Annotated in this window: 21 protein-coding genes; 7 read left to right on the forward strand and 14 right to left on the reverse strand. The window is 69.0% G+C overall.

Annotated features, from left to right (window positions below):
* Nucleotides 1-12: 12 nt before the first annotated feature.
* The 3 genes from ACGF5O_RS01235 to ACGF5O_RS01245 all read right to left on the reverse strand — a co-directional run bounded on the left by ACGF5O_RS01235 (nucleotide 13) and on the right by ACGF5O_RS01245 (nucleotide 2,382).
* Nucleotides 13-483, reverse strand: a complete 471-nt coding sequence (locus ACGF5O_RS01235) for a hypothetical protein (RefSeq protein ID WP_393807848.1) — start codon at nucleotides 481-483, stop codon at nucleotides 13-15.
* A gap of 622 nt (nucleotides 484-1,105) precedes the next feature.
* The gene (locus tag ACGF5O_RS01240) at nucleotides 1,106-1,675 is read right to left on the reverse strand and encodes a Fic/DOC family protein (RefSeq protein ID WP_393807849.1); all 570 of its coding nucleotides are present in this window, start codon (nucleotides 1,673-1,675) and stop codon (nucleotides 1,106-1,108) included.
* Complete coding sequence (locus ACGF5O_RS01245) at nucleotides 1,672-2,382, reverse strand: excisionase family DNA-binding protein (protein ID WP_393807850.1); 711 nt, start codon at nucleotides 2,380-2,382, stop codon at nucleotides 1,672-1,674. Before ACGF5O_RS01245 ends, ACGF5O_RS01240 begins: the two co-directional genes overlap by 4 nt.
* A gap of 975 nt (nucleotides 2,383-3,357) precedes the next feature.
* Between ACGF5O_RS01245 and ACGF5O_RS01250 the strand changes: the two genes are divergently transcribed.
* Nucleotides 3,358-4,569, forward strand: coding sequence for a PP2C family protein-serine/threonine phosphatase (locus ACGF5O_RS01250; RefSeq protein ID WP_393807851.1), 1,212 nt, complete (start codon nucleotides 3,358-3,360; stop codon nucleotides 4,567-4,569).
* 19 nt (nucleotides 4,570-4,588) lie between these two features.
* On the opposite strand, the gene ACGF5O_RS01255 is transcribed toward ACGF5O_RS01250, so the two are convergent.
* The 3 genes from ACGF5O_RS01255 to ACGF5O_RS01265 all read right to left on the reverse strand — a co-directional run bounded on the left by ACGF5O_RS01255 (nucleotide 4,589) and on the right by ACGF5O_RS01265 (nucleotide 7,301).
* Complete coding sequence (locus tag ACGF5O_RS01255) at nucleotides 4,589-5,338, reverse strand: SDR family NAD(P)-dependent oxidoreductase (RefSeq protein WP_393807852.1); 750 nt, start codon at nucleotides 5,336-5,338, stop codon at nucleotides 4,589-4,591.
* A 276-nt stretch (nucleotides 5,339-5,614) separates the two neighbouring features.
* The gene (locus ACGF5O_RS01260) at nucleotides 5,615-6,637 is read right to left on the reverse strand and encodes an LLM class flavin-dependent oxidoreductase (RefSeq protein ID WP_393807853.1); all 1,023 of its coding nucleotides are present in this window, start codon (nucleotides 6,635-6,637) and stop codon (nucleotides 5,615-5,617) included.
* A gap of 265 nt (nucleotides 6,638-6,902) precedes the next feature.
* Entirely contained in the window at nucleotides 6,903-7,301 is a 399-nt protein-coding gene (locus ACGF5O_RS01265) for a MarR family winged helix-turn-helix transcriptional regulator (protein WP_393808389.1), read from the reverse strand.
* A gap of 382 nt (nucleotides 7,302-7,683) precedes the next feature.
* Here ACGF5O_RS01265 and ACGF5O_RS01270 point away from each other — a divergent pair, with 382 nt between their 5' ends.
* A complete protein-coding gene (locus ACGF5O_RS01270; RefSeq protein WP_393807854.1) occupies nucleotides 7,684-8,589 on the forward strand; it encodes an NADP-dependent oxidoreductase in 906 nt (301 codons plus the stop codon).
* Between the two features lie 60 nt (nucleotides 8,590-8,649).
* Nucleotides 8,650-8,841: a hypothetical protein gene (locus tag ACGF5O_RS01275; RefSeq protein ID WP_393807855.1), complete on the forward strand. Its 192-nt coding sequence runs from the start codon at nucleotides 8,650-8,652 to the stop codon at nucleotides 8,839-8,841.
* Between the two features lie 298 nt (nucleotides 8,842-9,139).
* Here the strand turns inward: ACGF5O_RS01275 and ACGF5O_RS01280 are convergent, their stop codons facing one another.
* Nucleotides 9,140-9,829 (reverse strand): DUF4142 domain-containing protein, encoded by a 690-nt coding sequence (locus ACGF5O_RS01280; RefSeq protein WP_393808390.1) that lies wholly within the window; start codon nucleotides 9,827-9,829, stop codon nucleotides 9,140-9,142.
* Between the two features lie 649 nt (nucleotides 9,830-10,478).
* Here ACGF5O_RS01280 and ACGF5O_RS01285 point away from each other — a divergent pair.
* Complete coding sequence (locus ACGF5O_RS01285; RefSeq protein ID WP_393808391.1) at nucleotides 10,479-11,384, forward strand: helix-turn-helix domain-containing protein; 906 nt, start codon at nucleotides 10,479-10,481, stop codon at nucleotides 11,382-11,384.
* Between the two features lie 5 nt (nucleotides 11,385-11,389).
* Here the strand turns inward: ACGF5O_RS01285 and ACGF5O_RS01290 are convergent, their stop codons facing one another.
* The 3 genes from ACGF5O_RS01290 to ACGF5O_RS01300 all read right to left on the reverse strand — a co-directional run bounded on the left by ACGF5O_RS01290 (nucleotide 11,390) and on the right by ACGF5O_RS01300 (nucleotide 16,591).
* Entirely contained in the window at nucleotides 11,390-12,205 is an 816-nt protein-coding gene (locus tag ACGF5O_RS01290; protein WP_393807856.1) for an SAM-dependent methyltransferase, read from the reverse strand.
* 96 nt (nucleotides 12,206-12,301) lie between these two features.
* Nucleotides 12,302-12,991 (reverse strand): nucleotidyltransferase family protein, encoded by a 690-nt coding sequence (locus ACGF5O_RS01295; RefSeq protein WP_393807857.1) that lies wholly within the window; start codon nucleotides 12,989-12,991, stop codon nucleotides 12,302-12,304.
* 219 nt (nucleotides 12,992-13,210) lie between these two features.
* Nucleotides 13,211-16,591: a type ISP restriction/modification enzyme gene (locus ACGF5O_RS01300; protein ID WP_393807858.1), complete on the reverse strand. Its 3,381-nt coding sequence runs from the start codon at nucleotides 16,589-16,591 to the stop codon at nucleotides 13,211-13,213.
* Between the two features lie 423 nt (nucleotides 16,592-17,014).
* Between ACGF5O_RS01300 and ACGF5O_RS01305 the strand changes: the two genes are divergently transcribed.
* The 3 genes from ACGF5O_RS01305 (at nucleotide 17,015) to ACGF5O_RS01315 (ending at nucleotide 20,676) form a co-directional block, all read left to right on the forward strand.
* Nucleotides 17,015-19,378, forward strand: coding sequence for an FdhF/YdeP family oxidoreductase (locus tag ACGF5O_RS01305; RefSeq protein ID WP_393807859.1), 2,364 nt, complete (start codon nucleotides 17,015-17,017; stop codon nucleotides 19,376-19,378).
* Nucleotides 19,379-19,585: 207 nt separating this feature from the next.
* Nucleotides 19,586-20,164 carry a hypothetical protein gene (locus ACGF5O_RS01310; RefSeq protein ID WP_393807860.1) on the forward strand — a complete coding sequence of 193 codons (579 nt, stop codon included), beginning with the start codon at nucleotides 19,586-19,588 and terminating at the stop codon, nucleotides 20,162-20,164.
* A gap of 206 nt (nucleotides 20,165-20,370) precedes the next feature.
* A complete protein-coding gene (locus ACGF5O_RS01315; protein ID WP_393807861.1) occupies nucleotides 20,371-20,676 on the forward strand; it encodes a hypothetical protein in 306 nt (101 codons plus the stop codon).
* 278 nt (nucleotides 20,677-20,954) lie between these two features.
* Here the strand turns inward: ACGF5O_RS01315 and ACGF5O_RS01320 are convergent, their stop codons facing one another.
* The 4 genes from ACGF5O_RS01320 to ACGF5O_RS01335 all read right to left on the reverse strand — a co-directional run bounded on the left by ACGF5O_RS01320 (nucleotide 20,955) and on the right by ACGF5O_RS01335 (nucleotide 26,404).
* Nucleotides 20,955-21,464 (reverse strand): hypothetical protein, encoded by a 510-nt coding sequence (locus ACGF5O_RS01320; RefSeq protein ID WP_393807862.1) that lies wholly within the window; start codon nucleotides 21,462-21,464, stop codon nucleotides 20,955-20,957.
* A gap of 387 nt (nucleotides 21,465-21,851) precedes the next feature.
* Nucleotides 21,852-25,037: a DEAD/DEAH box helicase gene (locus ACGF5O_RS01325; protein WP_393807863.1), complete on the reverse strand. Its 3,186-nt coding sequence runs from the start codon at nucleotides 25,035-25,037 to the stop codon at nucleotides 21,852-21,854.
* Nucleotides 25,030-25,854 (reverse strand): hypothetical protein, encoded by an 825-nt coding sequence (locus tag ACGF5O_RS01330; protein ID WP_393807864.1) that lies wholly within the window; start codon nucleotides 25,852-25,854, stop codon nucleotides 25,030-25,032. The genes ACGF5O_RS01325 and ACGF5O_RS01330 overlap by 8 nt, the downstream gene beginning before the upstream one ends.
* Before the next feature lie 100 nt (nucleotides 25,855-25,954).
* Nucleotides 25,955-26,404 carry an ATP-binding protein gene (locus tag ACGF5O_RS01335; protein WP_393807865.1) on the reverse strand — a complete coding sequence of 150 codons (450 nt, stop codon included), beginning with the start codon at nucleotides 26,402-26,404 and terminating at the stop codon, nucleotides 25,955-25,957.
* Between the last annotated feature and the right edge of the window lie 90 nt (nucleotides 26,405-26,494).

The following is a 26,494-nucleotide window of genomic DNA, read 5'->3' on the forward strand; positions in this document are numbered from 1 at the left end:
GAAAGGCCGAGATCAGGAGACGATCTGCTGCCCAGCCGCCTTAACAAAGGCCTCGACTGCCTCGCGGGCAGCGTCACCGCTGCGGTGGCACTCCTGCTCGTCCTCAGCCTTGTGGATCACGCTTACTCGGTCCAGCGCCTCCTCGGCCAGCCGGACGAGGCCGGGCGACTGGGCGACGAGCCGGAGCCGGAAGAGTTCCTGACGCGCCACTGAGCGCAGCCGGTAGGACTCGACGCGCGCTTCCGTCGCCTCCGCACTGCCAGGATTCTCGTGGGCCCGGTGCCAGCGGTCGAGTTCGCCCCGCCGACAGTGCGCGAGTGCGGCCGCGTACGCGCTGTACGCCGCCATTCGTTCCTCCTGGACGAACCGCCAGCGGGCAAACCGCTCGTTCCGGATGGTCATCCGGTGCTGCACCAGGTAGCTGAAGCACCCGCCGAGGAGGATCCCGACGACGGCTACAGCACTTGTGAGAACCGCTTCCATCCCTGGATGACACCACGTCGGCCGGGCCGCTGAGAATACCGCCCCGTCAGGAGACCCGCCCGACCGCTCCGCCACGTGCATTGGGCACTGGGGAAGTCGGTGACCGGAACCCTGTGGGTCGTCAGGGCTCAGTGCCGGGTTCTGCGGGACATCGGATCCCGGCTCAGGACTAAAGTCCTTAAGGGCCCTCAGTGGGAATTCAGGGAAGGTTTCTGACGCTGCATCCCTTTTGTGGGTAGCGTTTTCTGTGGTGATTAACGCCGGATGGCCTGTTCATACTTTTCAGCGCATCGGCCCAGCTGACCGTTTGGTTCGTACATGACGCTCGGATTCCGTCTGGTTTAGGAATGGGGGTGAAAACTCCCTACGTGCAGGGAGTTTCCGGGCATTTTAGGCTGTGCGCATTGGTGATAAATGGGGACGAAGAATGCCGGAATGGCCATCGCGAATCGACATCAAATGCTCACTCAGGTCGCTCTGGAACTCAAGGAGTCGGCCTCCCGGGCGGTCCGGGAAGGAACCTGGGGCGATCTTGTATGGAAACTCGTCGCTTGCGATGACTGAGCTGAGAGGTCGTGACCGGCAGGCCGATCTCGGTGACGGCGCCGTCGGCGGACGCCAGTCAGGCGGGACGTACCAGGGCGTCGAGCATCTTCTCCAGTAGGTCGTTGTTCGCGTTGAAACTGGCCACCGATGCAGCGATGTTCTCCTCTTGGTCCATGTCCTGCCAAGAGATGGTGTATCCGGCTTCGCGGGCGAGTTGGGCGAGGAAGGCGCGCTGGGTGCGGCCGTTGCCTTCCCGGAAGGGGTGGATGGCGTTCACATCGCCGTACAGGTCGGCCAGGGCTCGGGTGAACTGCAGGCGGTCCAAGTTTTGCAGGTGGCCGTTGTCGGCGAGCTTGCGGAACACGTCCTTTGCGAAGGAGGCAATGTGGATCGACGGGCAGAATGATGTGCTTTTGGAGATTTCAATGGTTCGTAGCTCCCCGGCCCACGGGTACACGCTGCCGAAGATCTGCCGGTGGAACGCTTGTAGGTGTGCGAGGTCGTAGCTGCCAGGCAGCGGCTCGGCGTCCAGGATGGCGAGTTCCACGGCGGCAATGTCCGCTTCGGCCTCGGAGAGCTCGGTTGCGTCGGTGATGCCGAGACTGTTTCGGAGGACGCCGTTGGGCTCGCTGTAGGGGTCGGTCACTCAGCGGCCTTACGGGTGTAGCGGGCGAGGGTGCGGGCGCGCAAGGCTGCGGCGTCGAGCTCTCCGCGTGCGTAGGCGTCGAGGCCGGCGGTGGTGTCTGCGCTGACGCGCAGCCCCTCGGCCTCGGTGGAGCCGATGGCGGAGGCGACCGCGGCTTGGCGACGTTGGGCTTGCGCGTTCTGTTCGCGTCGTCGGTAGCCCTCTAGGGATGCGACGTCCACGCGGCGGTGGGTACCGACCATGCGGAAGTCGATCACGCCCTTGTCGAGCAGCTTGACCAGGTGCGGCCGGGAGACGCCGAGGGCCTTCGCTGCCTGGATAGTGGACAGCTCCATACTCTTGGCGATTACCTCGACGGCGCGGCCGGAGGTGATGAGCGCCATGGTCTCCATGAGGACCGCCAGGGCTTCGCGTGGCACCTCCATGGTGACCTTGCCCGCTTCGGCGACGGTGATGTGGAACGTCTCGGCACTGCTGGTGAGGGCGTCACGCAGGCATGGCACGGCCTCCTCGACGCTGCGCTTGCGCTGCTCCTTCCGCGTCCGCTGCGCCTGGGTCCCACGCAGTGCAGGCGGGTTCTCGGTGGGGCGCTTGCGCGGCACCTTCTTCCGAGTGCGGGAGGTCTCGACCTCGTGGCTGAAGGTCGTCGTACTGTCGTCGGTGGGGTGCATCTTCTGCTTGGCCGGTTTCTGTTCCTGGCGGGTCACGGGCACAGGTACGTCCTCAGCTTGAGTGGCTGCTATCACCCTCAAGTGTATGAAACAAGTGCACCAAGTGCAATATGTGTAACTACTTGAAGTGGCGGCACTGTCCCTTGTGGTATCGGAGGCAGCAGTTTGCGCCTTGTCCCGTGCAGGTCGTACGGCCGCAGTGCCATGGACTGTCCGCCCCCGGGTACAGGGTCTTCGCCCCAGCCTCGCGCATCCGCTCGGTGGCCTGGTTCGGATTGACTGAGGTGAGGTGGCATCCCAACTCCGTACTGACTGACGGCTCGCTCCGCCAGCAGCGTAGAAGTGGTCACGGACATCGAGGCCAGGTCGTGTTACCGCCAACAGATTGAGCTCGCTGTGGGCATCGCGATCCTGGTCCTGCCGAAACCTGTGGACGTAGCGAATTTGAGTAGGGCCAGCAACGGGCGAGGGTTCCACGTCCTTCGGGCGCACGTTCGCCTCCCTCGCGCCTGAAGCCTCCCGGCCGAATATCCCCGAGAAGTCCCAGCGGCCGCATCGGGCCCTCCGCCTTACGTAAAGTACCTGGTCAGGCGGGTCTGGGTGTGACCGTGGCCAAGGTTGACCCAAAGTGGGCGTACAGCCCGACTCGTCTGCCCCTGGTGGTCTCCGATCCGGTGAATGCTGGTCGGGGGCCGCTTTTCTGTCGGTCGAGGGGCTCGGCCGACCCCGTTCGAGCGACCCGGCGTCGCGGGTTTCATCGGCCAGATGGCGGTGGCCGAACCCGGATTCTCACGACCGGCGGTGAACAACCTGTTCTCGCCGTAGGCCTCTTCCAGCACCGCACCGGTCACCGACGTGCAGGGCGCAGCCGTCCGGCGAGCTTCAGGACCCGGCACATGCGCACCCGCGTTCCGCCTCCATGCGCATGCACGTGTTTGAGGCATCGGTCACAACGAGGCCGTGTCCCGCGCGTCAGTGGGAAAACGAGGTCTCAACGGAAAGGAGGCTGATGTGTCACGCGATCGGATCGCACTGGCCGAGGTGCTGGCAGCGGCGGAGGATGCCGCGCCGGTGCGCTCTCTTGATGTCGTGGCCCGCAATCTGCGCGAGCGGTTCGGTGCCCGATACGTGTCGTTCCTGTTCCTCGACGTCGTCGGCCGACGCCTGTTGCGGGTGAGCGAGGAGGCCGCCACGCCCCAGGAGCGTCGCGACGAGGAGGTTCCCTTCGACGGCAGCGTCTACGACGAGGTCCTGCGCGTACAGCAGACGGTGCGGGTGCCGGAGGGCGAGCGCGGGCACCGGGTGCTCACCCCCGTCACCAACCGCGGCGACGCCATCGGCGTCCTGGAGCTGTTTCTCTCCGAGGCCACCCGGGAAGTGCTGGAGCAGGTCGAAGAGGCCGCGCACGCGCTGGCGTACATCATCGTCGCCGACCGCCGCTTCACCGACCTCTACCACTGGGGCAACCGCACGACCTCGGTCGGTCTGGCCGCGGAGATCCAGCGCCAGCTCCTGCCCTCCGCCGCTTCCTGCGAGGCCCCGGAGTTCGCCCTCGCCGGCGCCCTGGTCCCGGCCGCCGACATCGCCGGTGACACCTACGACTACACCCTCGACCACGACACTCTGCACCTGTCCGTCACCGACGCCATGGGCCACGACGTCAGCGCCGCACTCATGGCCACTCTCCTGGTCAACGCCACCCGCGGTGCCCGCCGTGCCGGCTGCGACCTCGCCGAACAGGCCCGCCAGACCCACGAGGCCCTCCTCGCCCACGGCCGACAGACCTTCGCCACCGGCCAGTTGCTGCGCATCGCCCTGGACGGCACCAGCTCCCAGCTCGTCAACGCCGGCCACCCCTGGCCCCTGCGGCTGCGCGACGGCACGGTCGACGAACTGCGTCTGGCGGTGAACCTGCCGTTCGGCGTCGCCACGCACGAGGGACCGTACCGGGTGCAGGATTTCGACCTGCGCCCCGGCGACCGCCTCGTGCTGCACACCGACGGCATGCAGGAACGCCAGGCGAGAAAGGTCGACCTCCCCGGCCTCATCCGTGACACCGCCGCCGAGCACCCGCGCGAGGTCGTGCGGAGTCTGGCGACCGCGGTCACCGACGCCTGGGACGGCCACCCGCAGGACGACGCCACCGTCCTGTGTCTGGACTGGTACGGCCCACATGCCCGCAGACCGTCGCGTGATCGCCGACGTCGGCCCCTCCCCGACTGAGGGGCGGCGGGCGGACCGACTACACCTGCTTGGCGCCGCCGTCGATGAAGATCTCGGTGCCGGTGATGAAACTGGACTGGTCGGTGGCGAGGAAGAGCGCGAGGTCGGCGACTTCCTCCGGTCGGCCCATGCGGCCCAGGGGCACGGTGCCGGCGAGGGTCTCCCGCAGTTGCGCGGCCCCTGCCTCGTCCGCGGCGAGACCGTTGATGCCGGGGGTGGTGATGGGGCCGGGCGAGATGGTGTTGACGCGGATGCGGCGCCCGCTCAGTTCGTTGGCCCAGGTGCGGGAGAAGGCGCGGATGGCGGCCTTCGAGGCGCCGTAGACACCGAAGGCCGGATCGCCGGACACACCCGCGATGGAGCCTGTGAGGATCACGGAGCCGCCGTCGACCAGATGGGGAAGCGCCTTCTGGACGGTGAAGACGGTGCCCTTCACGTTGCTGTCGAAGGTGTTGTCGTAGTGCTCCTCGGTCATCTGGTCGAGGGGGGCGAACTCGCCGCCGCCGGCGTTGGCGAACAGGACGTCGATCCGGTGTCCGGCGTCGGCGACGGTGGCGTAGAGCCGGTCGAGGTCGGCCAGGTTCGCGCTGTCGGCCTGCACCGGGGTGACGTTGCCGCCGATCTGCTCGGCGGCCTTGTCGAGGGTTTCCTTGCGGCGCCCCGTGATGTAGACGTGGGCGCCTTCCTGTGTGAAGCGCTGGGCCGTGGCCAGCCCGATGCCGCTGGTGCCGCCGGTGATGACGACCGTCTTGCCGTCCAGCTGTCCCATGATGTCTCTCCTGTATCCGTGGCGGCCTCCTCGGCCGGCCACCAGAATCTTTAACTTTCAATCAACCTACGGATTGAAAGATGACGTGTCAACTATCTGGATGATACGTCACCCATTTCATCGTTCGCCGGCTCAGTGGTCCGTCGCGACATGCGCATCTGCGTGGTTCGTCGAAGCGTTCGGCTGCCGCGTCACGCCGGGGGAGGCGCCGCCCGGGTCATCCGCGCCCGCGCGGGACGCTGCTTCCCCCGGCGGCGTCTGCCGTGGCCCCGGTCGTCAGCGCCAGCCGAGTTCCGGCGCGACGTGCGTCAGGATGCTGTCGACGACATGTGCGTTGTAGTCGACGCCGAGTTGGTTGGGCACCGTGAGCAGCAGTGTGTCCGCGGCGGCGACGGCCTCGTCCTCGGCGAGCTCCTTGACGAGCACGTCGGGCTCGGCGGCGTAGGACCGGCCGAAGATACTGCGTGTGCCGGGATCGATGTAGCCGATCTGGTCCGTCGAGTCGCGATCCCGGCCGAAGTACGCGCGGTCCCGCTCGTCGACGAGAGGGAAGATGCTGCGGCTGACCGACACCCTGGGGGAGCGGGTGTGTCCCGCCGCGCGCCACGCCTCGTGGTATGCCTCGATCTGCTTGCGCTGCTGGACATGGAGTGGCTCGCCGCTCTCGTCGTCCTTGAGGGTCGAGCTCTGCAGGTTCATCCCGAGCCCGGCGGCCCAGACCGCGGTGGCGTTCGAGCCGGAACCCCACCAGATCCGGTCCCGCAGCCCCTCGGAGTGCGGTTCGATGCGCAGCAGGCCCGGCGGGTTGGCGAACATCGGCCTGGGGTCGGGCTCCGCGAATCCCTCACCCCTGAGCACCCTGAGCAGTTCCTCGGTGTGTGCGCGGGCGAGGTCGGCGTCGGTTCCGCCCTCCGGCGGCCGGTAACCGAAGTGCCGCCAGCCGTCGACGACCTGCTCCGGTGAGCCCCGGCTGAGGCCGAGCTGGAGCCGGCCGCCCGAGATCAGGTCGGCCGCGCCCGCGTCCTCCGCCATGTACAGGGGGTTCTCGTAGCGCATGTCGATCACGCCGGTGCCGATCTCGATCCGGCTGGTGCGCGCGCCGATCGCCGCGAGCAGCGGGAACGGGGAGGCGTGCTGGCGGGCGAAGTGGTGAACGCGGAAATAGGCGCCGTCCGCCCCCAGTTCCTCGGCGGCGACCGCGAGGTCGATCGCCTGCAGCAGGGAGTCCGCGGCGGAGCGCGTCTGCGAGTGCGGCGACGGCGTCCAGTGCCCGAAGGACAGGAACCCGATCTTTTTCATACCGCTTTCAACAATCGGTGACCGTGTTCATTCCGCTGCGACCCGGTGGCCCGGCCGGGCACGGAAGACCGGGTGACGGTCTGTACGAACCCGCACGAACCCGACTCCGGTCTCCGTGAAGCCCCGGAACGGACGACTCGGCACCGTGCGTTCCAGCGGGCCGGGTCGGCGGCCGATGCCCTGCTTCGTGGGTCCTTCCGTCCCTGCCGGCTACCCGTCGAATGACGTCTCCGGGGGCGGCGGGGCCTGTGGGGAGGACCCCTGACTACTTGGTGTCGATCTTCTCGATGACCGTGTCGGTGATCTCCGCGAGGAGTGTGATCTGGCCTGGCGAGAGGTGGTCGAGGAAGAGCCGCCGGACGTCCTTGACATGCTGTGGTGCGGCGGCTTCCAGGGCGGCACGGCCGGCCGGGGTGACCATCATGTACGCCCCGCGTCCGTCGTCGATGCACTCCTCCCGGGCGACCAGGCCGCGCTTCGCCATCCGTGCGAGCTGGTGCGACACCCGGCTCTTCTCCCACCCGAGCACCTTCGCGAGTTCCAGCACGCGCAGTCGGTCGCCGGGCGCGCGGGTCAGCTCTGCGAGCACGGGATAGTCGGTCGCGGACAGCCCGAACTCGTTCTGGAGCGTCCGGCCGGCCTGGTTGACCAGCAGGTCGTGCATGCGCAGCATGCCGCGCCAGGCTCGTTCCTCGACCGGGCTCAGCCAGCGGGGTGCTTCCTCCTCCATGGCCACACCCTATGAGAAGGTTGACCCTTCCACCATATTGCCCGCGGGACCCGGGACGACTGCTCGTTCCCGGGCAATCGCGCCCTCAAGACCTCCGCCTCGTGGCCGCTCTGCTGATCGCCAGCCGTCGCCCGGGCGTGCTGCGGCAGCGGGCCGGGACGGCGGCCGGCGTCGCGGAGTCCGGTCTTCGTCCGGCGGCCCGCGGCGCCCGGTCAGGACCACATCCCCGGTGCGGCGCGGCCATATATGTGATACATCAACTATATGCATCGCGCGGGACGAAGCGCGAGCTTGGCAAGGAAGGGGGCGAGTCGCCATGCCGAACGCCGTCGTCATGACTGGGTACGGTCCGCCGGATGTCCTGAAGTGGGCCGAGGTTCCCATGCCGCAGCCCGGTGACGGGGAGATCCGGATCAGGGTCCGTGCCGCGGGGGTGGGGCCGACCGACCTTGACATCCGGTCCGGCCGTCTCGGATTCCCCCTGCCTCCGCGGCCCGTGCTGGGCTACGAGGTGGCCGGTGTCGTCGATGCCGTCGGTCCCGGCGTCTCGGGCACGCGCGTCGGTGACGAGGTGGCCGCCGTACTCTTCGGCCGCGGAGGCTACGCCGAGTACGCGGTGGCCTCGATCTGGGCGCACAAGCCGGAGTCGGTGTCATGGGTGGACGCCGCCGCGCTTCCGAGTTCGGTGGAGGCCGCGGCCCGCGTTCTCCGGCAGCTGCGGGTCGAGAGCGGAGAGACGCTTCTGCTTCTCGGCGGGGGCGGTTCGGTGGGCGTGATCGCGACGCAGCTGGCGGTCGCCCGGGGCGTGAAGGTCATCAGTGCGGTGGGCGCGCGGGACGAGGACCTGGCCAGGGAACTCGGAGCATCGCCGGTCCGGTACGGCTCCGGCCTCGTGGCCGCCGTCCGGGCCCTCGGATCCGTGGACGCCGTCTTCGACGCGGCCGGCAAGGGGGCGCTCGCCGACGCCGTCGAACTCGCCGGAGGGCCGCAGCGTGTCATCACCCTGTCCGACCATGCGGCGCCCGAGTTCGGAGTCGTGCTCTCGGCGCCCACGGCGGACCGCGCTCCCGGCGCCCTGGACGAGGGCATGGCGATGCTGGCCGAGGGGCGGCTGCGCATGAAGGGCCGCAGGGCCATGCCGTTGCGGGAAGCCGCCGAGGCGCATCGCCTGCTGGAAAGCGGGGAAGTACGGGATCGCGTCGTCCTGACCGTCGACGAGTGATCCGGCCGCGGGCTCTCGGCGTGGAGCTTCCGGTACGGCCGCGCAAAACAGGTCCGCACGGTGGTGTACTTCCTGCACGGCGAGCAGGTCTCGCCCGCCCCGCGCGCCGTGATCGATCCGGCCACCGCCACCGCGGCCGTCCGTGCCCTGCTGAACGGCCCGAGCTGCTCCGAACGGGACCTCGGCCATGTGGCGACCGTCGACCTCTCAGGCCGGTACGACGGCGGCAGCAGCCTGTGGAGTCCCGGTTGAAGGTCACCGACACCACCGGTCACACCGCGGCCGACGTCCGGGTGACGTCCGGGTGACGGCCGCCTCCGGTGCCGGAACCCGGGGTGCTTTCGACGTGACCTTCGCCGACAAGCCCGTCCGTACCGGCCCGGGCCTGCTGACCGCGTACTAGCTGTCCGCCCGGGACGGCAGGGCCGTGACCGTGGACACCGTCCCGGTGCACCTGAACCGGTGAGGAGAGTGCCGGCCGGACCGGACGGGCTCGCGAGGTGATGCCGGCCGCCCGGCCGGCGTGGGCGGCCCGGCTCGGCTCGTCACCTCACCCCGCCGTCGGACTCGGCGACACCGTGCTGTTCGCCGGTGGGGTGAGGACGACCTGCGGCTGGCCCGCGACCGCGGGCGGCGGGGTCAGTTGCTGGGCCGGAAGGTTGGGTGAGGTGGTCTCCTGGGCGAGGGCTTGAGCGAAGTCGACCAGGCCGGTCTTCTCCACAGCCGTGATGTGGTCGAGGACGGTGTCGTTGGCCTGGTCGGCCAGGGCGCGGACCAGCGAGTTCCTCGTGGTGGTGCGGACGCTCGCGATCGTGGTGAGGAACTGGCCGTTCGTCGCGCGCAGGGTGGTGGCCAGGTCCGTGTCGAACTGTTTGCCGCTTTCCGTGTTCAGCCAGGTCTCGAAACTCTGCTGCTGCGGCGACGGCTGGTTGGGCAACGTGATGCCCAGCTGATCGGCGACATCGCGACAGGCGGCGTCCAAGGAGGCATCCCCGTCGACCAGTTGCTTCCCGGCGTCCCTGACCGCTTTCGTTGTCCCTTTCTTGGACGCCCTCTGGCCGACGGGGTACTCCCACAGTCCGGCCGCGCGCACCTTGACCACGAAATCCCGGTCCGCTTCCGTCAGCGGTCCGGTCGCCGGGGTGGCGACGACCCGTTCGGGCGCGCTGCTGACCTTCTGGACTCCGAGCATGGCGGGGTAGAGGAGGGAGCCGAGGGTCATGCCGAGCGCACCACCCACGAAGAGAGTTCCCGCCGCCTTCCGTGAAACGAGCACCGTGTCTCCTGATCCGGTTCTTCGGATCCCGCACGGACAGAGATACGGATGCGAGGGTTCCGTAGAACCTTTTGGGCTCGTCATGGGTTCGTAAAGCGATCGGTGGCCGCCGAGGAAGAGCCGAGGAAGAAGGGCCGTTCGGCCCTATCGACAGGGCCAGGAAGGGACTGTCGGCCCCTGTCGGGGCCGGGTGCCGCACGGTCGATCATGTAGCGGCGACCGGGAAGGGCCAGGCCCATTCCCGCACTTCTGGTCTTTTCCGGCTCGTCGACGACAGTCACCGGCTGATGGGGAGGAGGGCGCCGTTCGGTCATCACACAGGTCATCAGGGCCGGCGGCGAGGAGAGCCGGTGGCGAACGCTGCTGCCGCTCGGTTCTTCGCGGCCCGGCTGCCATCGTGTTCGCGGCTGCTCGTGGCGAGTCGTGGCAAATCGTGGCGAGTTGTGGCAAGTCGTGGCGAGGAGTGAGCCGCCTCGGTGTGCCGTACCCAGGCGGACGCAGGAGGACGCAGGCGGACCTGCCGACGGAAGCTCTGGTTCCGTGTCCGGGCCCGGGCCGTGCTCTCCCTGTGCTTGTATGCATGGAGAGTCGCGTGCAACGCAAGGAGTACTCCATGGGCGGCGAAGAGGTCTTACGGACACCGCACGACAGCGGGGCCCTGGACGGGCAGTCGGCGGGGCCCATGGTGCCGAGGCTGGCGCTGGGCGCGCGGTTGCGGCGGCTGCGCGAGGAGCAGGGCATCTCCCGTGAGGCCGCAGGGGAGTCCATCCGGGCCTCCCGGTCCAAGATCAGTCGGCTGGAGGCCGGCCGTCATGCGTTCAAACGGCGTGACGTGGCCGATCTGCTCACGCTCTACGGAGTCACGGACGAGGCCGAACGCGCGACTCTGCTCGCGCTGGCGGAACAGGCGAACGCGCCCGCCTGGTGGCAGTACTTCAACGACGTGGTGCCCGCCTGGATGCAGCCCTTCCTCGGAGCCGAGCAGGCGGCGAGCGTCATCCGGTGCTTCGAGGTCCAACGCGTTCCGGCCCTGCTGCAGACCCCCGACTACGCGCGTGCCGCCGTCCGGCTCGCCCACTCGGGCGCTTCCGTGGAGGAGACCGAACGGCGGGTGCTGCTGCGGATGACCCGCCAGCGGGTCCTGCACCGGCACCCGGCGGCCCACCTCTGGGCGGTGATCGACGAGGCGGCGCTGCGGCGCCCGGTGGGCGGCCGCGCGACGATGCGCGCCCAGCTCCGGCATCTCGTCGAGATGTGCCGGCTCCCGCAGGTCACTCTGCAGATCATGCCGTTCGCGGCCGGCGGCCACGCCGCGGAGTCCGGGCCGGTCACCATCCTGCGGCTGCCCGGCGGGCAGTTGCCCGACGTGGTCTGCCTCGAAAGGCTCGGCACGGCCCTGTATCCCGACAGGCCGGCCGACGTCGAGTGCTACTGGGATGTCATGAACCGCCTGGTGGTCGAGGCAGAATCACCGGACGAGACTCCGACGATTCTGCATCGCGTCCTCCAGGAGACCTGAGCGCCTCAGTGCTTGCGGGCGACACCGCCGTACTGGTGTACCTCCTCGGGCAGTTCCCAGGCACCGGCGTCGGGCCGCCAGCGTGAGCACGACGCCACGCCCGGCTCCAGCAGTTCCAGGCCGTCGAAGAAGTGCGCGATCTGCGCGGGGCTGCGCAGGATGTACGGGAGCGAACCGCCCTCGTTGTACTGCCGGATGGCCTCGACGTACTCCTTGCTCGTGTCCGTGCTGTCGTACTGCACGAGGTAGCTGCCGGGAGGCAGCGCGTCCACGAGCCGGCGTACGATCTCGCGCGCCTGGTCGAGGTCCGCGATGTGGCCGAGGATGCCCATCAGCATCAGGGCGACGGGCTGGTCGAAGTCCAGCGTCTTCCTGGCCTCCCGCACGATCGTGCTCGGATCGCGCAGGTCGGCGTCGACGTAGTTGGTGACCCCCTCCGGTGTGCTGGTGAGCAGCGCACGGGCGTGTGCCAGGACCAACGGGTCGTTGTCGACGTAGACGATGCGGCACTCGGGGGCCACCCGCTGGGCGATCTCGTGGGTGTTGTCCACGTTGGGCAGTCCGGTGCCTATGTCGAGGAACTGGCGGATGCCCTCGTCGGCGGCCAGGTGGCGGACGGCGCGGGCGAGGAAGTACCGGGCGGCACGGGCGCCCGTCTCGATGCCGGGGAAGGTCGCGCGGAACGCGTCGCCGGCCACCCGGTCGACCTCGTAGTTGTCCTTGCCTCCCAGCCAGTAGTTCCAGATCCGGGCCGACTGCGGCACGGAGGTGTCGATCTTGGAGATTGCCTCCTGCTCGGAGTTGTCTGCCTCGTGCGCCATGGAAGCTCCTGTGTCTGCGTGTGGTGAAGAGGACCGAACCGTCGAACACCGGTCGTGGCTGCCCACGCTATTCCGCGACGACTCGACTCAGGAGCATCACGGACCCCAACTGCCGCTGTTCAGACGTCCGTTGGCTTGTTTTCTGCACAGAGAGGGGGCGGGCGAGCCACACCGGGTCGTTGTGACGTTCTCCGCGGGCCAGTCGAGCACGGTGAGTTCGGGCCACTGCTGTTGCCAGCGTGCCGTCTTGGTCTCGTAGACCGAGCGGGGGGCGAGTACGGGGTTCGGCCGGACGACGAGGTTGAACACGTCCGAGAGGCCGTGCGGTGCGTACACGCGCCATCGGCCGCCGGGCTCCAGCCGAACCCCCAGACAGCACGTCGTCGCGGCGAAGCTGTCGATCGCCGCCTCGGTGGAGTCGTACGGCGGACACGCCACGCCGAACTTGTCCTCGTACCAGAGGTGAACCCGCGCCTCGTTCCGGATCTCGACCTCCGCCGGGAGGCCGGCGAACACCTCCCGGCCGGTCTGGATCACGGCGTCCTCCGCTTCCCAGGACAGCCGCCCGGCGTCGAAGTAGAAGACGTCGTAGTCCTTGATTCCGGCGGTCGGCGGTCTGCCCGTCGCGACGTTCCACACGGTCTGGAACAGGCATCCCGCCGTCACGTACCACCCGGGCAGGTCCAGTGTCGCCGTCCGCGCCAGCACCTCCGTCAGCACGTCGTTCCGTGACAGCACCGCACGCAGGGATTCGAGTTGCTCGTCGAGAGGGAGTCGGCCGATCACCGTCCCTGAGTACCACAACTCGCCTTGGGTCAGGGCGGGTCAACCTCTCGCGCACCTGCGCCCCGGTCAGTCCGCCGTGCCGCCCAGCCGGGCGGTGAGACGGTGGGCGACGGCCAGGCCGAGGCCGCCGCCGACGGGGCGGACATCCGGGTAGCGGTCGGGGGGTGCAGAGCCAGGACGAGAGGGGCTGCCTTCCGGGGTGACGCGCAGGGCGTTCTGTCAGTCCATGAAGCCGAGGCTCCCCTGGCCGGGCCCCGGGCTGCGCCGGGATTGCCGTGGTGGCCTCGGTTCCTTGGTCGCGTAGGCAGGCACGGGCAGGATGCCCTCGTCCCGGAGGTCCTTGGTCGTGATGAGCGGGCCGCTGCTCACGGCGTCCAAGAGCCGGGCCTGTCGGGGCTCGAGGGCTACAAGGAGCCCGAGCGCGTTGATGAGGTCCAGCAGGTCAACGGTCCATCGGGAAGGCCAGGTCGGAGGCAGGATGTCGTTCAACGGGGTCTGCCGCTCCACATCCGGCTTGCGTTTGCGGAAGCTGAACCACTTGCGGATCACCTGCACCCCGCCGATCCGGTAGTCCCAGACCTCCGGCGCCACAGGACGTATGGAGCCGGTACCCACCGTGAGGGTTCGCGTCGTCTCGTCGTAGGAGATGCTGTCCGGCAGCCCGTCGTCCTCTCCGATCGCGACAACGCATTCCGGTTGCTCCGTCGGAGGGAGTCTCGGGGTCGTTCCTGGCGGGCTGTCCTGGTGGAGTGAAGCGAAACGCCGACCGTACGTGTGGATCCACACCGTACGCCTGCCCGCCTCCACCACCTCCGCCCACAAGGCCGAGTCGCGCGTCAGCGGGATACGGGTGCCGCGCTCGGCCAGGTTTGCGGCGAAGCGGCGGGTGTAGCCGCGGTGGCCGGCTGTCCCCGCGATGTACGCGAAGAGGTCTTCGGCGGTGACCGTCATGCCGTGCGTCTTGGTGAGCAGTTGCAGAAGCCCGGGTGTCACGTTCGGTTCGGGCAGGCGGGGGTGGCGGTAGAGGGGCGCGACGCGGCCGCCTTCGGTGCCTTTGAAGTGGTGCATGTCGGGTAGGAGGGCGGTGAACCCCACCGCCGGGCCAGGGCGTCCCGACTCTGTGTGAAGCTCGGAGAGGTAGATCTGGCGTCGTTCGTTGTGGGCGAACCACAGGGCCGGTCGCGGAAAGTCGATCACTCTCCTGTCCGCAATGATGTACTGCCGGTCAAAGGTCATCCGGCCGTAGGGAACGATGACTGGCGCTGTCTCCTTCTCCGTGACGAGGGTGCCCTTCTCCTGCTGACCGGGCAGCGGTGGTTCCGGCTTGTCCGGACGGCGGTCTCTGGTGGTTTTCATCAGTGCCGCCTTGGCCTCTGCCGGAGCCTGGACGAGCCTGCGCCACCGCCTTTCCAGAACGTCCCGGCTGGGTGAGACGGGCCAACTCCGGTTGTTCTTGTTGCCGGAGCTCGTCCAGGGCAGCAAGGCGTCCACCGGCGGCATGGCCGACCACTCGGAGTCGGATGTGACGTGGAAAGGCGCGGTCCAATGGGCGGGGCAGAGTTGCCAGGAGGTTCCGTTCCGGTGGCCCTCGACGCCGAGCCCTTCCAGCCAGCCGAACTTCTCCTCGCGCGTGCCCTCAGGGACGTCGAGTCGCCAGACCCGCGCCGGGGTCCCCGGATCCGGAGAACCCCGGCGGACGAAGACGGCGATGCAGATCTCGCGCTTCACGTCCTGGAAGACGCGGGTGCGTGTATCGGAATAGGGACCTTCGGGTGAGAGGCCGATGACCCAGCCCTCGTCGGCTGCCTCGCGCAGATAGTGACGCATTCCGGCCGCGCCCTCGCTGTCGAGGTATCCGGAGTTGGTGATGAGGGCGACGATCCCGTTGGGCGCCTTCGGTGCGCCCGTGGCCGTGAGCTGGTCGAAGACCTTCCAGGTGGACCACGCCCAGAAGTAGACGTAGAGGTTGTCGAGTGCGTAGCCGACGCGTCCGTTGTCCTCGGGGTGGAAGCGGGCGAGGATCGGGCCCTGCTCGTTCGGGTTGCCCTCGGTGACCCAGCGGCCGACGCCCGACTGCCTCGCCCCCCGCAGGTAGGGCGGATTGCCGATGACGACCATGACCTTCTCGTCCGCCTTGATCTTGTTCGCCATACGGCGGTGGCGGGCGATCGCCTCGTACATCAGGCCCAGGTGGTGCTCGACGGCTGGATCGTCGAGGGTGTCGGCCACGAGAAGCCTCGGCTGGTGACGCGTCACATCGGTTTCGTGGGCCCGGAAGGCGTGGTGCACACGGAGTTCGGCCACGGCGTAGGGCCCGGTCTGCTTCTCCAGCCCGACGAGCCGCTTCGAGAGTTCCCGCAAGAGCCCGGACTTGAGGTGGCTGCCGTACTTCAGCGCGAAGTTCTTGGCCACATGGTCGATGATGTTGATCAGGAAGGTCCCGGTACCCATGGCGGGGTCGACCACGGTGACGTCATCACTTCCGAACCCGTCCTCCTGGCCGAGCCGGTGGCGCAGCACCTCGTCGGTGAACCCGACCATGAAGCGGACGACTTCCCCGGGTGTGTAGTACGTCCCCGTCCGCTGTCGCAGCTCCGGGTCGTAGGCGCTCAGAAAGCCCTCGTACAGGTGGAGGTAGGCGTCTCCGGTCTCGTCCTTGAACATCTCGGGGTCGACGGCCGATATGACGTCGATCAGCGTGTCGATGATCCCTCGAAGGTCGACGAGGGCCTCGTCCGTCAGGACCGCGAGCGCCTTGCCCATCAGGGAGTGCCGTTTGCCCAATCGGATCGCGACCTCGGGGAGGGAGAGTTCGGCCAGGTCGATGCGTTCGAGGCGGGCCAGCAGGATGGCGAACGTCAGCGTCTGGCTGTAATGGTCCGCGAACTCCTCCGGACGGGCGTCGGGGAAGAGCAGGTCCTTCCAGTTCCCGGCCAGGATCGAGAACGCCGCGTCGGCCTCTCCGTGTTCCTCGCGGGTGAGACGTTCGGTGACCTCGTCGCGCAGCAGGGCGCAGATTCCCGCGATGCGCCTGACCAGTTCGTCGACGCTGCCGTGGGTGAGGGGTGCCGGCATGAAGAAGTGCGTGAGGGCACGCTCGAACCCGTCCTCCGCGACGACGGGTTGCCGACCACTGGACTCCAGGTCTCCGACGAGGCGTCCGGTAGGCCCGACTTGTACGCCGAAGCGGTAGACCGCCCACTCATGTCCGTCGGTGTACAGCACGTTCGGAAGGGCCTTGATCTTCTCCCACTGTTTCCGGTCGTGGCTCTTCACGGGCCACTTCTCCGGATCGACGCCCTTGCCCGGCTGCTTCAGTTCGACATGCCCTATGGTCCTGTCACCGCAACTGATGGCGAAGTCAGGCCGGACCCTGAGCCTCTTGACACGGCTCTGACCGTGGGCGACGAGTCTGAGGCGTTGCCGCCAGGCCATGCCGCGCAGCAGGTGTTCCACCGGCGCGGTGAGGCTGTCCTCCTTGCCGCTGACCGCCCCGGCGGGACCTTGCAGCTTGGCCCTGACCTCCTGGCCGAACTTGGCGACGAGGTCTGCGACCGATCCCGTGGTGCCCTTTCCCGCCCAGCCGTCCCCTCGTGACATCGGCCCCCCAAGGCTGCACTCACGCAGGTGATCAGACCAATACATAATGCCCATGACATGACAACCAGTAAACGCCGGATAACTGGGGTATGGGGGGCGTATGTGATGCCTGCTCGTTGTGTGGCTGAGGGGAGCGGCGAGGAGTACCTGAGTGCCGAACGCCCCTGCGGAGGGCTCCTGCTGACCAGCACAGGGGGGGCGCTGCGACCGGTAACCAGTGGCGCTGTTCCGTACCACCTGTGCGGCATTCACGTCTCACGCAGAGTGATGCGGGTGGAGCCGCCGCCCCAGGTAGCCGGCCGTGCGTGCCCCGTCCCGTGCCGCCCCTAGATCACCTCGCCTCCCCGCACCCCCCTGCCTAGCATGGGAAGGACGCCGCTGACCCCGGCGGTGTGTACCCCGTCCCGGCAAAGGGTGAGAGCCGTGGCTACCTCACACGACGAGCAGAAGCGGACGTGGTCGGCGGATCCGGACACCGATCCGGGGACGGGTGGGGAGCGGGTGGGGCCCAGGCCCGACGGGGAGCCGTTCTTCCATCCGTATCACCATCCTGCTGCCGGCTGGGGCGCCGCCAAGAGCGTGAGCAAGTTCCTGGTGCGGGAGCGGGCGCTGGTGGACGGGCCACGGGCGATCATGAAGATGAACCACGAGGGGGAGGGGTTCGACTGCCCGGGGTGTGCCTGGCCCGACGACACCAAGGGGCTGCGGCTCGATCTCTGTGAGAACGGGGTCAAGCACGTCACCTGGGAGATGACCCGGAAGCGGGTCGGGCGGGAGTTCTTCGCCGCGCACTCCGTGGGCGAGCTGGCCGGGTGGAGCGACTTCGCGCTGGAGGACCAGGGGCGGCTGACCGAGCCCATGGTGTACGACGCGGAGTCCGACCACTACGTGCCGATCAGCTGGCGGGACGCGTTCGACCTGGTCGGAGGCGTGCTGCGGGGGCTCGACCATCCGAATCAGGCGTCCTTCTACACCTCCGGGCGGCTCGGGAACGAGGCCACCTTCCTGTATCAGCTCATGGCTCGCGAGTTCGGGACGAACAACCTTCCGGACTGCTCCAACATGTGTCACGAGGCCAGCGGGCGGGCCCTCACCGCCTCGCTGGGTACCGGGAAGGGGACCGTCGACCTCCAGGACTGGGACGCCACCGACGCGCTCTTCATCATGGGTGTGAACGCCGCGTCCAACGCGCCCCGGATGCTCACCGCCCTCGCCGCCGCCTACAAGCGCGGTGCCCAGATCGTGCACGTCAACCCGCTGATCGAGGCCGCCTCGCGGCGGACGATCATCCCGCACGACTTCGTGGACATGGCGGCCTGCCACTCGACCCGCACCGGCACCCTCGACCTCCAGGTGCGCGTCGGGGGAGACATGGCGCTGCTGCGGGGGATCGCCAAGGCCGTCCTCGACCAGGCCACGGCCGATCCCAAGGCACTCGACCAGGAGTTCATCGACCGGTACACGAGCGGGTTCGAGGACTACCGGAAGGCGTGCGAGGCCACGTCCTGGGAGGAGATCGAGCGGCAGTCCGGGGTCAGCCGCGCCGACATCCTGCACGCGGCCCGGATCTACCGGGACGCCGACCGCAGCATCGTCAGCTGGTGCCTGGGGGTGAGCCAGCACGAGCACGGCGTCGACACCGTACGGGAGATCGTCAACGTGCTGCTGCTCCGCGGCAACCTCGGGCGGGAGGGGGCCGGGCCCTCGCCCGTGCGCGGGCACAGCAACGTGCAGGGCAACCGGACCTGCGGCATCGACCACCGGCCGACCGGCCAGTTCCTGGACCGGCTCGCCGCGGTGTGCGAGATCGACCCGCCCCGGGAGCACGGCCTCGACACCGTCGGCACCATCCACGCGATGCTCCGCGGCGACGTCAAGGTGTTCGTCGGCATGGGCGGCAACTTCGCCCTCGCCGCGCCCGACACCCGCGCCACCTACGAAGCCCTGCGCACCTGCGAACTCACCGTCCAGGTCAGCACCAAGCTCAACCGCAGCCACCTGGTCCACGGCCGGCAGGCGCTGATCCTGCCCTGCCTCGGCCGTACCGAGAAGGACCATCAGCGGTGCGGCATCCAGAGCACCTCGGTCGAGGACTCCATGAGCATGGTGCACCTGTCCGTGGGGATGAAGAAGCCGGCCTCCGCGCACCTGCTGTCCGAGCCCGCCGTCATCGCCGGGATCGCCCGCGCGGCGCTTCCCGACAGCACCACGCCCTGGGCCTGGTACGTCGAGGACTACGACCGCGTCCGCGACACCATGGCCCAGGTCCTGGACGGCTTCGAGGACTTCAACCGGCGGGTGCGGCTGCCGCTGGGGTTCCGGATCCGGCAGCCCGCCCGGGAACTGGTCTTCCGTACGCCCTCCGGGCTCGCCGAGTTCTCCTCGGCGCCACTGCCCGACGTCGTACCCGCGCCGGGGACCCTGGCGCTCGGCACCATGCGGTCGCACGACCAGTGGAACACCACCATCTACTCCGACAACGACCGCTACCGCGGGATCAAGAACCTCCGCACCCTCGTCTTCATGAACGCGGCCGACATGCGGGAGCGCGGCATCGAGGAGTTCGATCCGGTGGACATCGAGAGCACGGCCAAGGACGGCAGCACCCGCGTGCTGAACGGGTACCTCGCCGTTCCGTACGATCTGCCCCGCGGCTGCGCGGCCGGGTACATGCCCGAGATGAACGTGCTGATCGCCCTGTGCGACTACAGCGAGCAGAGCGACCAGCCGTTGATGAAGCACATCCGGGTGACGATCGGACCGGCGGCTGCCGCTGCCGCGTCCTGAAGCACCCCGCTCCGGTCAGGAGGCTTTCGGACCGCGCAGCCCGCTCGGCCGCCACGGTCGTTGATGTCATCGAAGGCGCCACCGCCGCCGGTTGAGGCACCGGCGGCCCGAGTCGCGCCCGTGGGACGTCTCGTGTGCGTACGCTGTTCACCGCGCGGAGCACATCGGCGTCCCCGCGCGCAGCACATCGACGAGAGGCCCGACCGTATGTCCGAGTCACCCGGGACCGAGCTGGCGTCCGAGTACAGCGCGCGGATCGCGCGGGACCTCGAAGTCAACGCCGAGGAACAGGACCGCCTCGCCACCGAGATCGCCGCTCTGGAAGAGCAGTTGCGCGCGGTACGGGAGAACAGGGTGGTCCTGGAGCGGCTCCAGCAGGCGCTCACCCCACAGGCCACCGCCACCTCCGCTCCCGTCTCCGTTCCCGCACCCGGAACGGCCGACGCGGACGCGGACGCCGTCGTGCCGCACCAGCGGACCGAGCCCGCGCCGAACCGCCGTTCCCTCCCGCGGCAGGGCGCCGCGGAGCCGAAGCCGAGCCTGGTCGACGCCGTGCACGCCTACCTCGCCCAGCAGCGGGAGCCGCGGTCCGCGACCGACGTCGCCGAGGCGATCAGGGCCGGCCAGCCCGGCCGCACCATCAAGACGACCGTGATCCGCACAACGCTGGAAAACCTGGTCGCCAGGAACCGGGCCCGACGCACCAAGCAGGGCCGGGCGGTCTTCTACACCCTGTCCTCGGCGGAAGCCTCCGAGGCCCCCGAAGCCCCCGAGACCGAGGCCTGACACCCCTCCCGGTCCGCCGGGACATATGTCTGCCGCCCACGGACAAGGCGGGGCCGCATCCTGTGCGGCCGGACCCACACACCGAACGAAAGGGCGCCCGCCCCGCTGGGGGAAGGCCCACGCCGCGAAAGGCACTACGGGGGCATCAATTCGCCACAGAGGGGAGGAAGTTTCACCGGGTCATTTGACGTAAGGCCGATGCCCCAATGCGCGACATGCTGAGCGCCCCGGTCTCCGCCGTGGAGCGGGCGAGCGACGCGACCCTGGAACGCGTCAGCGGCGCCTACGTGGAGTCGGGCGCACGCGTGCAACTCCTCGCCGCGCAGGGGCTGCCCGACGCGGATGTGTCCGTCCTCCTGCTGAACGCCGTGAACGACCACTGGATCACGGTCATGCGCCGGGACGCCGCCCGCACCCCCGGCACTCCCGTCCCGGTCGTGATGACCGCCGACCGCATCACCGAGCGGCAGCTCTCGCCGGCCGTCGAGTACGGACTGACCAGCTCTCTGTGAACTGGGCCGCCGGCAACGGCAGCAGATCCTCACCGACCTGCCTCGCAGGGACGGCCTCCTGCCCCGGAAGGTCGAGGTGGTCGGAACGCACCATCAGGGGCATCATCCACGAGGCCGTGAAGCGACTGCGCGTCAGGAACCGCACCCAGGCGATGGCGTACGCGATCCGGAAGGGCATCTCCTGACGGCGAAGCCCGACCCACAGGGGCAGCAGGTCTTCGACCCGGCGTTCGTCGGCGGGTTGTGTAGGTCCTGTCCTATAACCGGGGTGTATCGGTTCATCGCCGCTGAAGGGCGTAGTCGCCGACGACCGCGGCATAAGGCTTGAGCAGCGGCTGCAGCTCGCGCTTGACGAGCGCCGCGTCGGCTTCCGGCAGCTTCAGGGACGCTCGGCGCATCCGGACGCTCCAGGAGCGGGGGTCGGGGAACACCTGGAGGTCGGTCACCAGGTCCCGCAGCACAACTCCGTTCCTGAAGGGCGCCAGCCCGTGGACGCGCAGGCGGCAGCCCTCCGTGAAGCGGCGTTCCCCGAACGTCACGGGCTCGTCGAGGGTGCTCACCTCGCTGGTCAGCGTTGCCAGGCCGATGATGCGACCGAGGTCGCGGGTGGGATTGCCGAAGCAGCCGCGCGTCGTGTACAGCAGCACTTCGTCACCCTTGTCAAGGCTCAGCGACGCGCGCGTGCGGCCGGCCGGGAAGGCCATGCGCTGGTTCTCCAGGACCCAGGCGAGCGGCTCGCGGTCGCTGATGATGAGGAGATGGGTGGCGGGGGCGTTCGAGGGAGCCATGAGATGCGTGTCCTTCCGTGGACGGTGGAGCGGCGTCTGATCGCGCAGCTGGTCACATGGTCCTGATCCCGGCCCTGCGGAGGGACTTCAGCTCCTCTCCCGTGCGGGTGACACGCCAGAAGGACCACCCGTTCGCGTTTGGTGTGGTCCGGCCAGGGTTGACCGCCTGGATGACGGCCATGGCAGCGGCGCTGGGGGAGGGGAAAACCTGGCCGGCGCAGGGTCCGGCGGTCACCTCCAGAGTGCGGGTGGCCGGGTTGAAGAGTCCCTCGACACGTTCGCTCCGATACACGGCGTAGGCGCGCCCGTCGTCATCTTCGCCGCTCTCAAGATGGCGCGCATGTCAATGCCAGGGTGTCAGATATGACCTATTTCACGTCTCTGGGGTCACTGTACGCCGTCGAGGATCTGCCAGACCTTCCGGTAGGCCGAGCCTTTGGCCCCCAGGGCCGACTGCCAGGCGGAGCCGGGCAGTGCCGCGAGGCGGGTGCGCGCCTTGGCCGGCGTGATGCGGTCATCCCCGTCGGTGACCGCCGCGGCCAGGCGGGGCGCCGCCGAGCGCGGTACGCCGGCGAGCCGCATCGCGATCGCGTCCTCGGAGTGGACGCCGTAGTACGCGTACGACGGGATGTTCCGCAGTTCGCGCTGGGTGTCCGGGGTTAGCGTCGCGAACTCCTGGCCCAGTGTCAGGGACTGGAGTGCGGACAGCCCCCAGGAGACGGTGGGTGCCATTTCGCCGAAGAGGCGCTGGCAGCACTTGGTGACGGCCTTGAGGTCATCGGACTCGTCCGCCTTCTTGAAGTGGTCGGCGGCCAGTTGCGTCACGGACGCTCCGTTCACCCAGTCCTGCATGACCCGGGCGATGAAGTCCCCGCTGCGGCCCTCGTGGTCCTTGGCGACCTCGGCCAGACCCTTGCGAAGTTCGGGCACGTCCAGCATGAGGCCGATGAGCTGGGCGAGAGGGCGCCGGTCGCCCTGGAAGAGCGGCTGGGCCCACACCTCGCGATCGATGTGCGTGGCGCTCAGCCTGCCGAGGGTGGCCTCGACGCTCTCCCAGGAGAAGCCCGTGCTGTCGACCAGGGTGAGTGCCTTGCCGGTCAGCCGTTCCGCGTACACGCGCACACTGCGCGTCAGTTCCGCCGCCCAGCCGCGGTCCCTGCGCCGCAGGTCCTGGAAGCCCAGGGTGCCGCGCAGGATCTGCTCGATCTCCTCGGCGAACTCCTCGTGGTCCCCGATCTGCCGGTACGTGTGGGCCAGGTACTGCACGAACGCGGACCACTCAGGGATGTGCGCGAGGACATGCAGGTCGAGATAGCCGTTGCTGGCCATGGCCTTGGCCACCATGTCGACCAGGGTGGAGTTCAGATCGGCCACCTGGCGGCCGACGAAGTCACGCAGTTGTCCGGCTCGTACCTCGTCCGGCGCGGCCAAGGCCACCAGACCCACCTCGCCCTGTTCGACCCGACCGGCCCGTCCTGCCAGGTTCCAGAAGTCCGAGGCGGGCATGTCGTTGCCGTACGGGTACTGGTGGGAGGCCAGGACGACGTTGGCCACCGGGAAGTTGACCCCCGCGGCGACGGTCGTCGTGGCCACCAGGTGGGCCAGGTCGCCGGACTCCATCAGGAACTCCGTCACCGTACGGATGTCCTCGGGTAGGCCCCGGTGGTGCACACCGATCCCCTTGGCGAGCAGTCCCACCAGCGGGAAACCCGCCCCGAACTCCTCCTCCACCACCTCCTGCACGGCTTTGAGGTCCTCGCTCACCTCGGTCAGCGCGGTTCGGCCGCTCGCGATGCTCTTGGCGATGGACCAGGCGTAGTCGGGCCGTCCGGCGAGGGTGATGGTCTGTCCTCGCTGGGCCAGGACGGCCGCCGTGGCCGCGGCGAGCTTGGTCGGACTGCCCACCTGGGACCAGGTCATGCGCAGCGGGCGGTCCCCGTCCAGGGGCAGGAGGTCGGGGACGCTGAGCGTCCCCCTGCTGGTGACCAGGGGCTCCAGCTCGACTTGGAAGCCGCCGTTGCCTGCGGCACGCCTCCGCCGGGCCAGCGCCAGTATCCGGTCGTTGGGCGTCCAGTCCACCGACAGCCCGACCGACTGCCGGCTTCCGCTGTCCAGCCACTCGGCGATGACGTCCCCGTTGTCGATGAAGGGCGTCAGTAGCAGGAAACCTGCGTCCTGGGCCTCCCGGTTGACGGTCGCCAGCAGCAGCTCCAGCTTGATGCCGCGCTCGTCGACCCCGAGATGGTGTGCCTCGTCGGCCACGACCAGACACAGCGGACGCGCGATCTTCTCCTGCCAGCCCGACCGCAGCAGCAGATCCAGTTTCTCGGGTGTGGACACCAGCACCCGGAACTGCCGCCCGCCGCGCTCGGTGAGCATGTCCCCTTCTAGCCCGTCGAACTCCAGGGCGGGACTGACTCGTTCCACCCCAATCCCGAGATCGGCGAAGTCGCGGCGCAGGCGCCGGGTCACCTGGTTGACGAGCGCCCGGTTCGGGGCGACGTACGCGACCCAGCCCCGCTGCTTGTCGTAGGCGTTGAGCGCCTGAAGGATCCGGAACTGGGCGATCAGCGTCTTGCCCGCACTGGTCGGCAGACTGACCACGACACTGCGGTGGGCGGTCCGGATCAGCCCCTGCTCGGCGAGCGCCACCCGCTGCGGTGGCAGCACCTCGAAGATCGGGCGTGGCCGCCCCCGGCCGACGAGGGACGCCACGAAGGCGTTCACCTCCGGGCTGACCGCACGGGCCACGGTCCACAGGCTGTTGTCGATGATCTGGTCCGCCGTGGCGGTCAACAGCCTTACGAGGACCTCCAGATCGGGGTCCGTCGAAGCGGTCGCCGCCTCCAGCGCACGGTCGCAGTGCGACTGAACACGCTCGCGCACGCCGTAGTGCCGGCTGGAGCGATGCTGGCGCAACAGGCTGCCGGTCGCCAGGTACTCGGCGAGCAGCTCCGCCGTCTTGAGCAGGTGGTAGTGCGCGGCCAGCGCCCAGGCGGCGGGCACGGCGTCGTCACCGGCTGCCGACAGGTACTCCTCCTCCGCGCCCGTCTGCTCACTCCGCAGCCGTGCGAGGAGCTGGTCCAGCGCGTCCAGGTCGCCCCACCCGCGCTTGCGGAGCAGCAGCAGCCAGGCGTCGGCCGCCCCGCGCCGGATGTGTGACTCCCAGTCCTCCGCCGGATCCGGTACGGAGGGCAGCTCGACGTCGGCGAGCAGCCGGGCCGCGAGCGGGGTCTCGTCGGCGATCCAGCCCAGACAGGCCGTGCGCAGCAGTTCCAGCCGCGCGTCGGGGGAGTCGCCCGCAGGCAACCGGGCCCGCGCCAGCGCGAACATCTGCCCGCACAACCGCCGCGTGGCCTCCGCCTTCGGATCCTTCGCGATGGCGTCCCATGCCAGCAGATCCAGCGCGTCTACCGCGAAGTCGACCGCCTCGCGGCTGTTCGGGGGGCCTTCCGGTACCTCGCCGTGCACGGCCCGCAGGGCTGAGCCGATCAGCACGCGCTGCGCACGCTCACCGGCCTCCTGTACGAGCCCGGGATCCAGGGCGCCTTCGAGCCAGCCGAGGTCAGCCATCGTCACCCACCCCGGAGGTGGCGTAGGTGGGCCAAGTGGCCTTGGCGATCGGCAGGTACCACGCCGTCAGCAGGGCGTGCATCGGCTCTACGACCGTCTTGGCGAGCTCGGCGGCGGGACCGCTCAGGTCCGTCGACAGCGGCGCGGTGTCCCGCACGAGACAGCCGAAGAGCCGGAAGTCCTTGCCCGAGGAGTGGATGAAGCGCCGCGCGGCCGTCTGGTAGGCGCTGATGTGCTCCTCGGTACGGCAGCGGTGGCGCAGCCACTTCAGGAGCGTCATGTGGTCGTTGACCTGGGTGAGCCGCTTGAGTTGCTCGATCATGCCGTCCGGGCTGCCGGTCACGACCTTCGGCGGGCTCTTCACCTCCGACGACGACTTGACCTCGCCGAACAGCAGTGTGGCCGAGCCGTCCGCCACACACAGCCCAACCAGATCGGCGCCAGGCAGGCTCGCCTTGCGGGTCCGCCGGTCCCGGGCGCCGTCCCACAGCCATACCGCGCCGTGCCAGTGCTCCAGCAGCACCTCGGCGAGGGCCTCGCCGTACTGCCAGTCCTTCGGCTCCGGCTCGGCCGCGAGCAGCGTGCCGATGAACGTGGTCTCCATGTCGGTCGTCGCCAGCGACCGTAACTCGGTGACGATGTCCCGGTTGGCCGTCAGGTCGCCGGCCCGCTCGGCCCACGGCGCCTGTAACTCCCGCATCACGTCGACCGTCAGCTCGACGCCGCTCCATGTCACGGCCCCGTCCGCGCCGGTGTACACCTCGATCCCGTCCGAGATGCGCGGCACGCCGCCGTCGACGGCGTTGTCTTCCCCCACGTGCGTATCCCTCCCCCAACGTGATCAGAATTCTCTCCACCTCCATGGGAGTTGTCCACGCCTCGTGTCCGCCTGTGGACGGACTGTGCCGTATTCCCCGTCAGGGGAGTGGCAGACATGCCCAGACGGTCTTTCCGGACGGCGGATACGGGACGCTGCCCCAGCGGGTCGTCAGCGCGTCCACGAGGAGGAGGCCGCGACCGGACTCGGCGGTGAGGTCGGCGCCGGCGGCCGTACGGGGCTGGGGCGGGCGGTCGCCTCGCGGATCGGCCACCTCGACACGGAGCGTGTCCGGGGCGTCGACGGCGAGGCTGAGCCGGAAACAGCGGCCTCTCACCCGGCCGTGGGTCACCGCGTTCGCGGCCAGCTCGGCGACGACCAGGGCGGCCGACTCGCTCGCCGTGCAGGAGGCCGGCCAGCCCCATTCCGTCAGCTGCTGCGTCGCCAGCAGACGGGCGAGGCGGGCGCCCCTGGGTGTGGAGCTGAGGAGCTGGGTGAAGCGGAGCGGGGCGAAGGGGGTGAATCGGGGGGTGGAGATTTGTGACTTCATGTCACCGAGCGTGGTCGGACCGCTCTACGCTGACCAGGGAATCCTCCGGTACGGAGGGCGAGGTGTACCGGTGCGCACGGGGTGCGGTAC

Origin of the sequence: Streptomyces sp. NPDC048291, from assembly GCF_043201715.1 — a bacterium.
GTDB lineage: Bacteria > Actinomycetota > Actinomycetes > Streptomycetales > Streptomycetaceae > Streptomyces.

Excerpts from the sequence above, each read along its gene's own strand:
- ACGF5O_RS01235 (WP_393807848.1), bottom strand. The coding sequence starts at position 483 with ATGGAAGCGGTTCTCACAAGTGCTGTAGCCGTCGTCGGGATCCTCCTC.
- ACGF5O_RS01255 (WP_393807852.1), bottom strand. The coding sequence starts at position 5,338 with ATGGGACAGCTGGACGGCAAGACGGTCGTCATCACCGGCGGCACCAGC.
- ACGF5O_RS01260 (WP_393807853.1), bottom strand. The coding sequence starts at position 6,637 with ATGAAAAAGATCGGGTTCCTGTCCTTCGGGCACTGGACGCCGTCGCCG.
- ACGF5O_RS01265 (WP_393808389.1), bottom strand. The coding sequence starts at position 7,301 with ATGCACGACCTGCTGGTCAACCAGGCCGGCCGGACGCTCCAGAACGAG.
- ACGF5O_RS01270 (WP_393807854.1), top strand. The coding sequence starts at position 7,684 with ATGCCGAACGCCGTCGTCATGACTGGGTACGGTCCGCCGGATGTCCTG.
- ACGF5O_RS01285 (WP_393808391.1), top strand. The coding sequence starts at position 10,479 with ATGGGCGGCGAAGAGGTCTTACGGACACCGCACGACAGCGGGGCCCTG.
- ACGF5O_RS01290 (WP_393807856.1), bottom strand. The coding sequence starts at position 12,205 with ATGGCGCACGAGGCAGACAACTCCGAGCAGGAGGCAATCTCCAAGATC.
- ACGF5O_RS01300 (WP_393807858.1), bottom strand. The coding sequence starts at position 16,591 with ATGTCACGAGGGGACGGCTGGGCGGGAAAGGGCACCACGGGATCGGTC.
- ACGF5O_RS01310 (WP_393807860.1), top strand. The coding sequence starts at position 19,586 with ATGTCCGAGTCACCCGGGACCGAGCTGGCGTCCGAGTACAGCGCGCGG.
- ACGF5O_RS01315 (WP_393807861.1), top strand. The coding sequence starts at position 20,371 with ATGCGCGACATGCTGAGCGCCCCGGTCTCCGCCGTGGAGCGGGCGAGC.
- ACGF5O_RS01320 (WP_393807862.1), bottom strand. The coding sequence starts at position 21,464 with ATGGCTCCCTCGAACGCCCCCGCCACCCATCTCCTCATCATCAGCGAC.
- ACGF5O_RS01325 (WP_393807863.1), bottom strand. The coding sequence starts at position 25,037 with ATGGCTGACCTCGGCTGGCTCGAAGGCGCCCTGGATCCCGGGCTCGTA.
- ACGF5O_RS01335 (WP_393807865.1), bottom strand. The coding sequence starts at position 26,404 with ATGAAGTCACAAATCTCCACCCCCCGATTCACCCCCTTCGCCCCGCTC.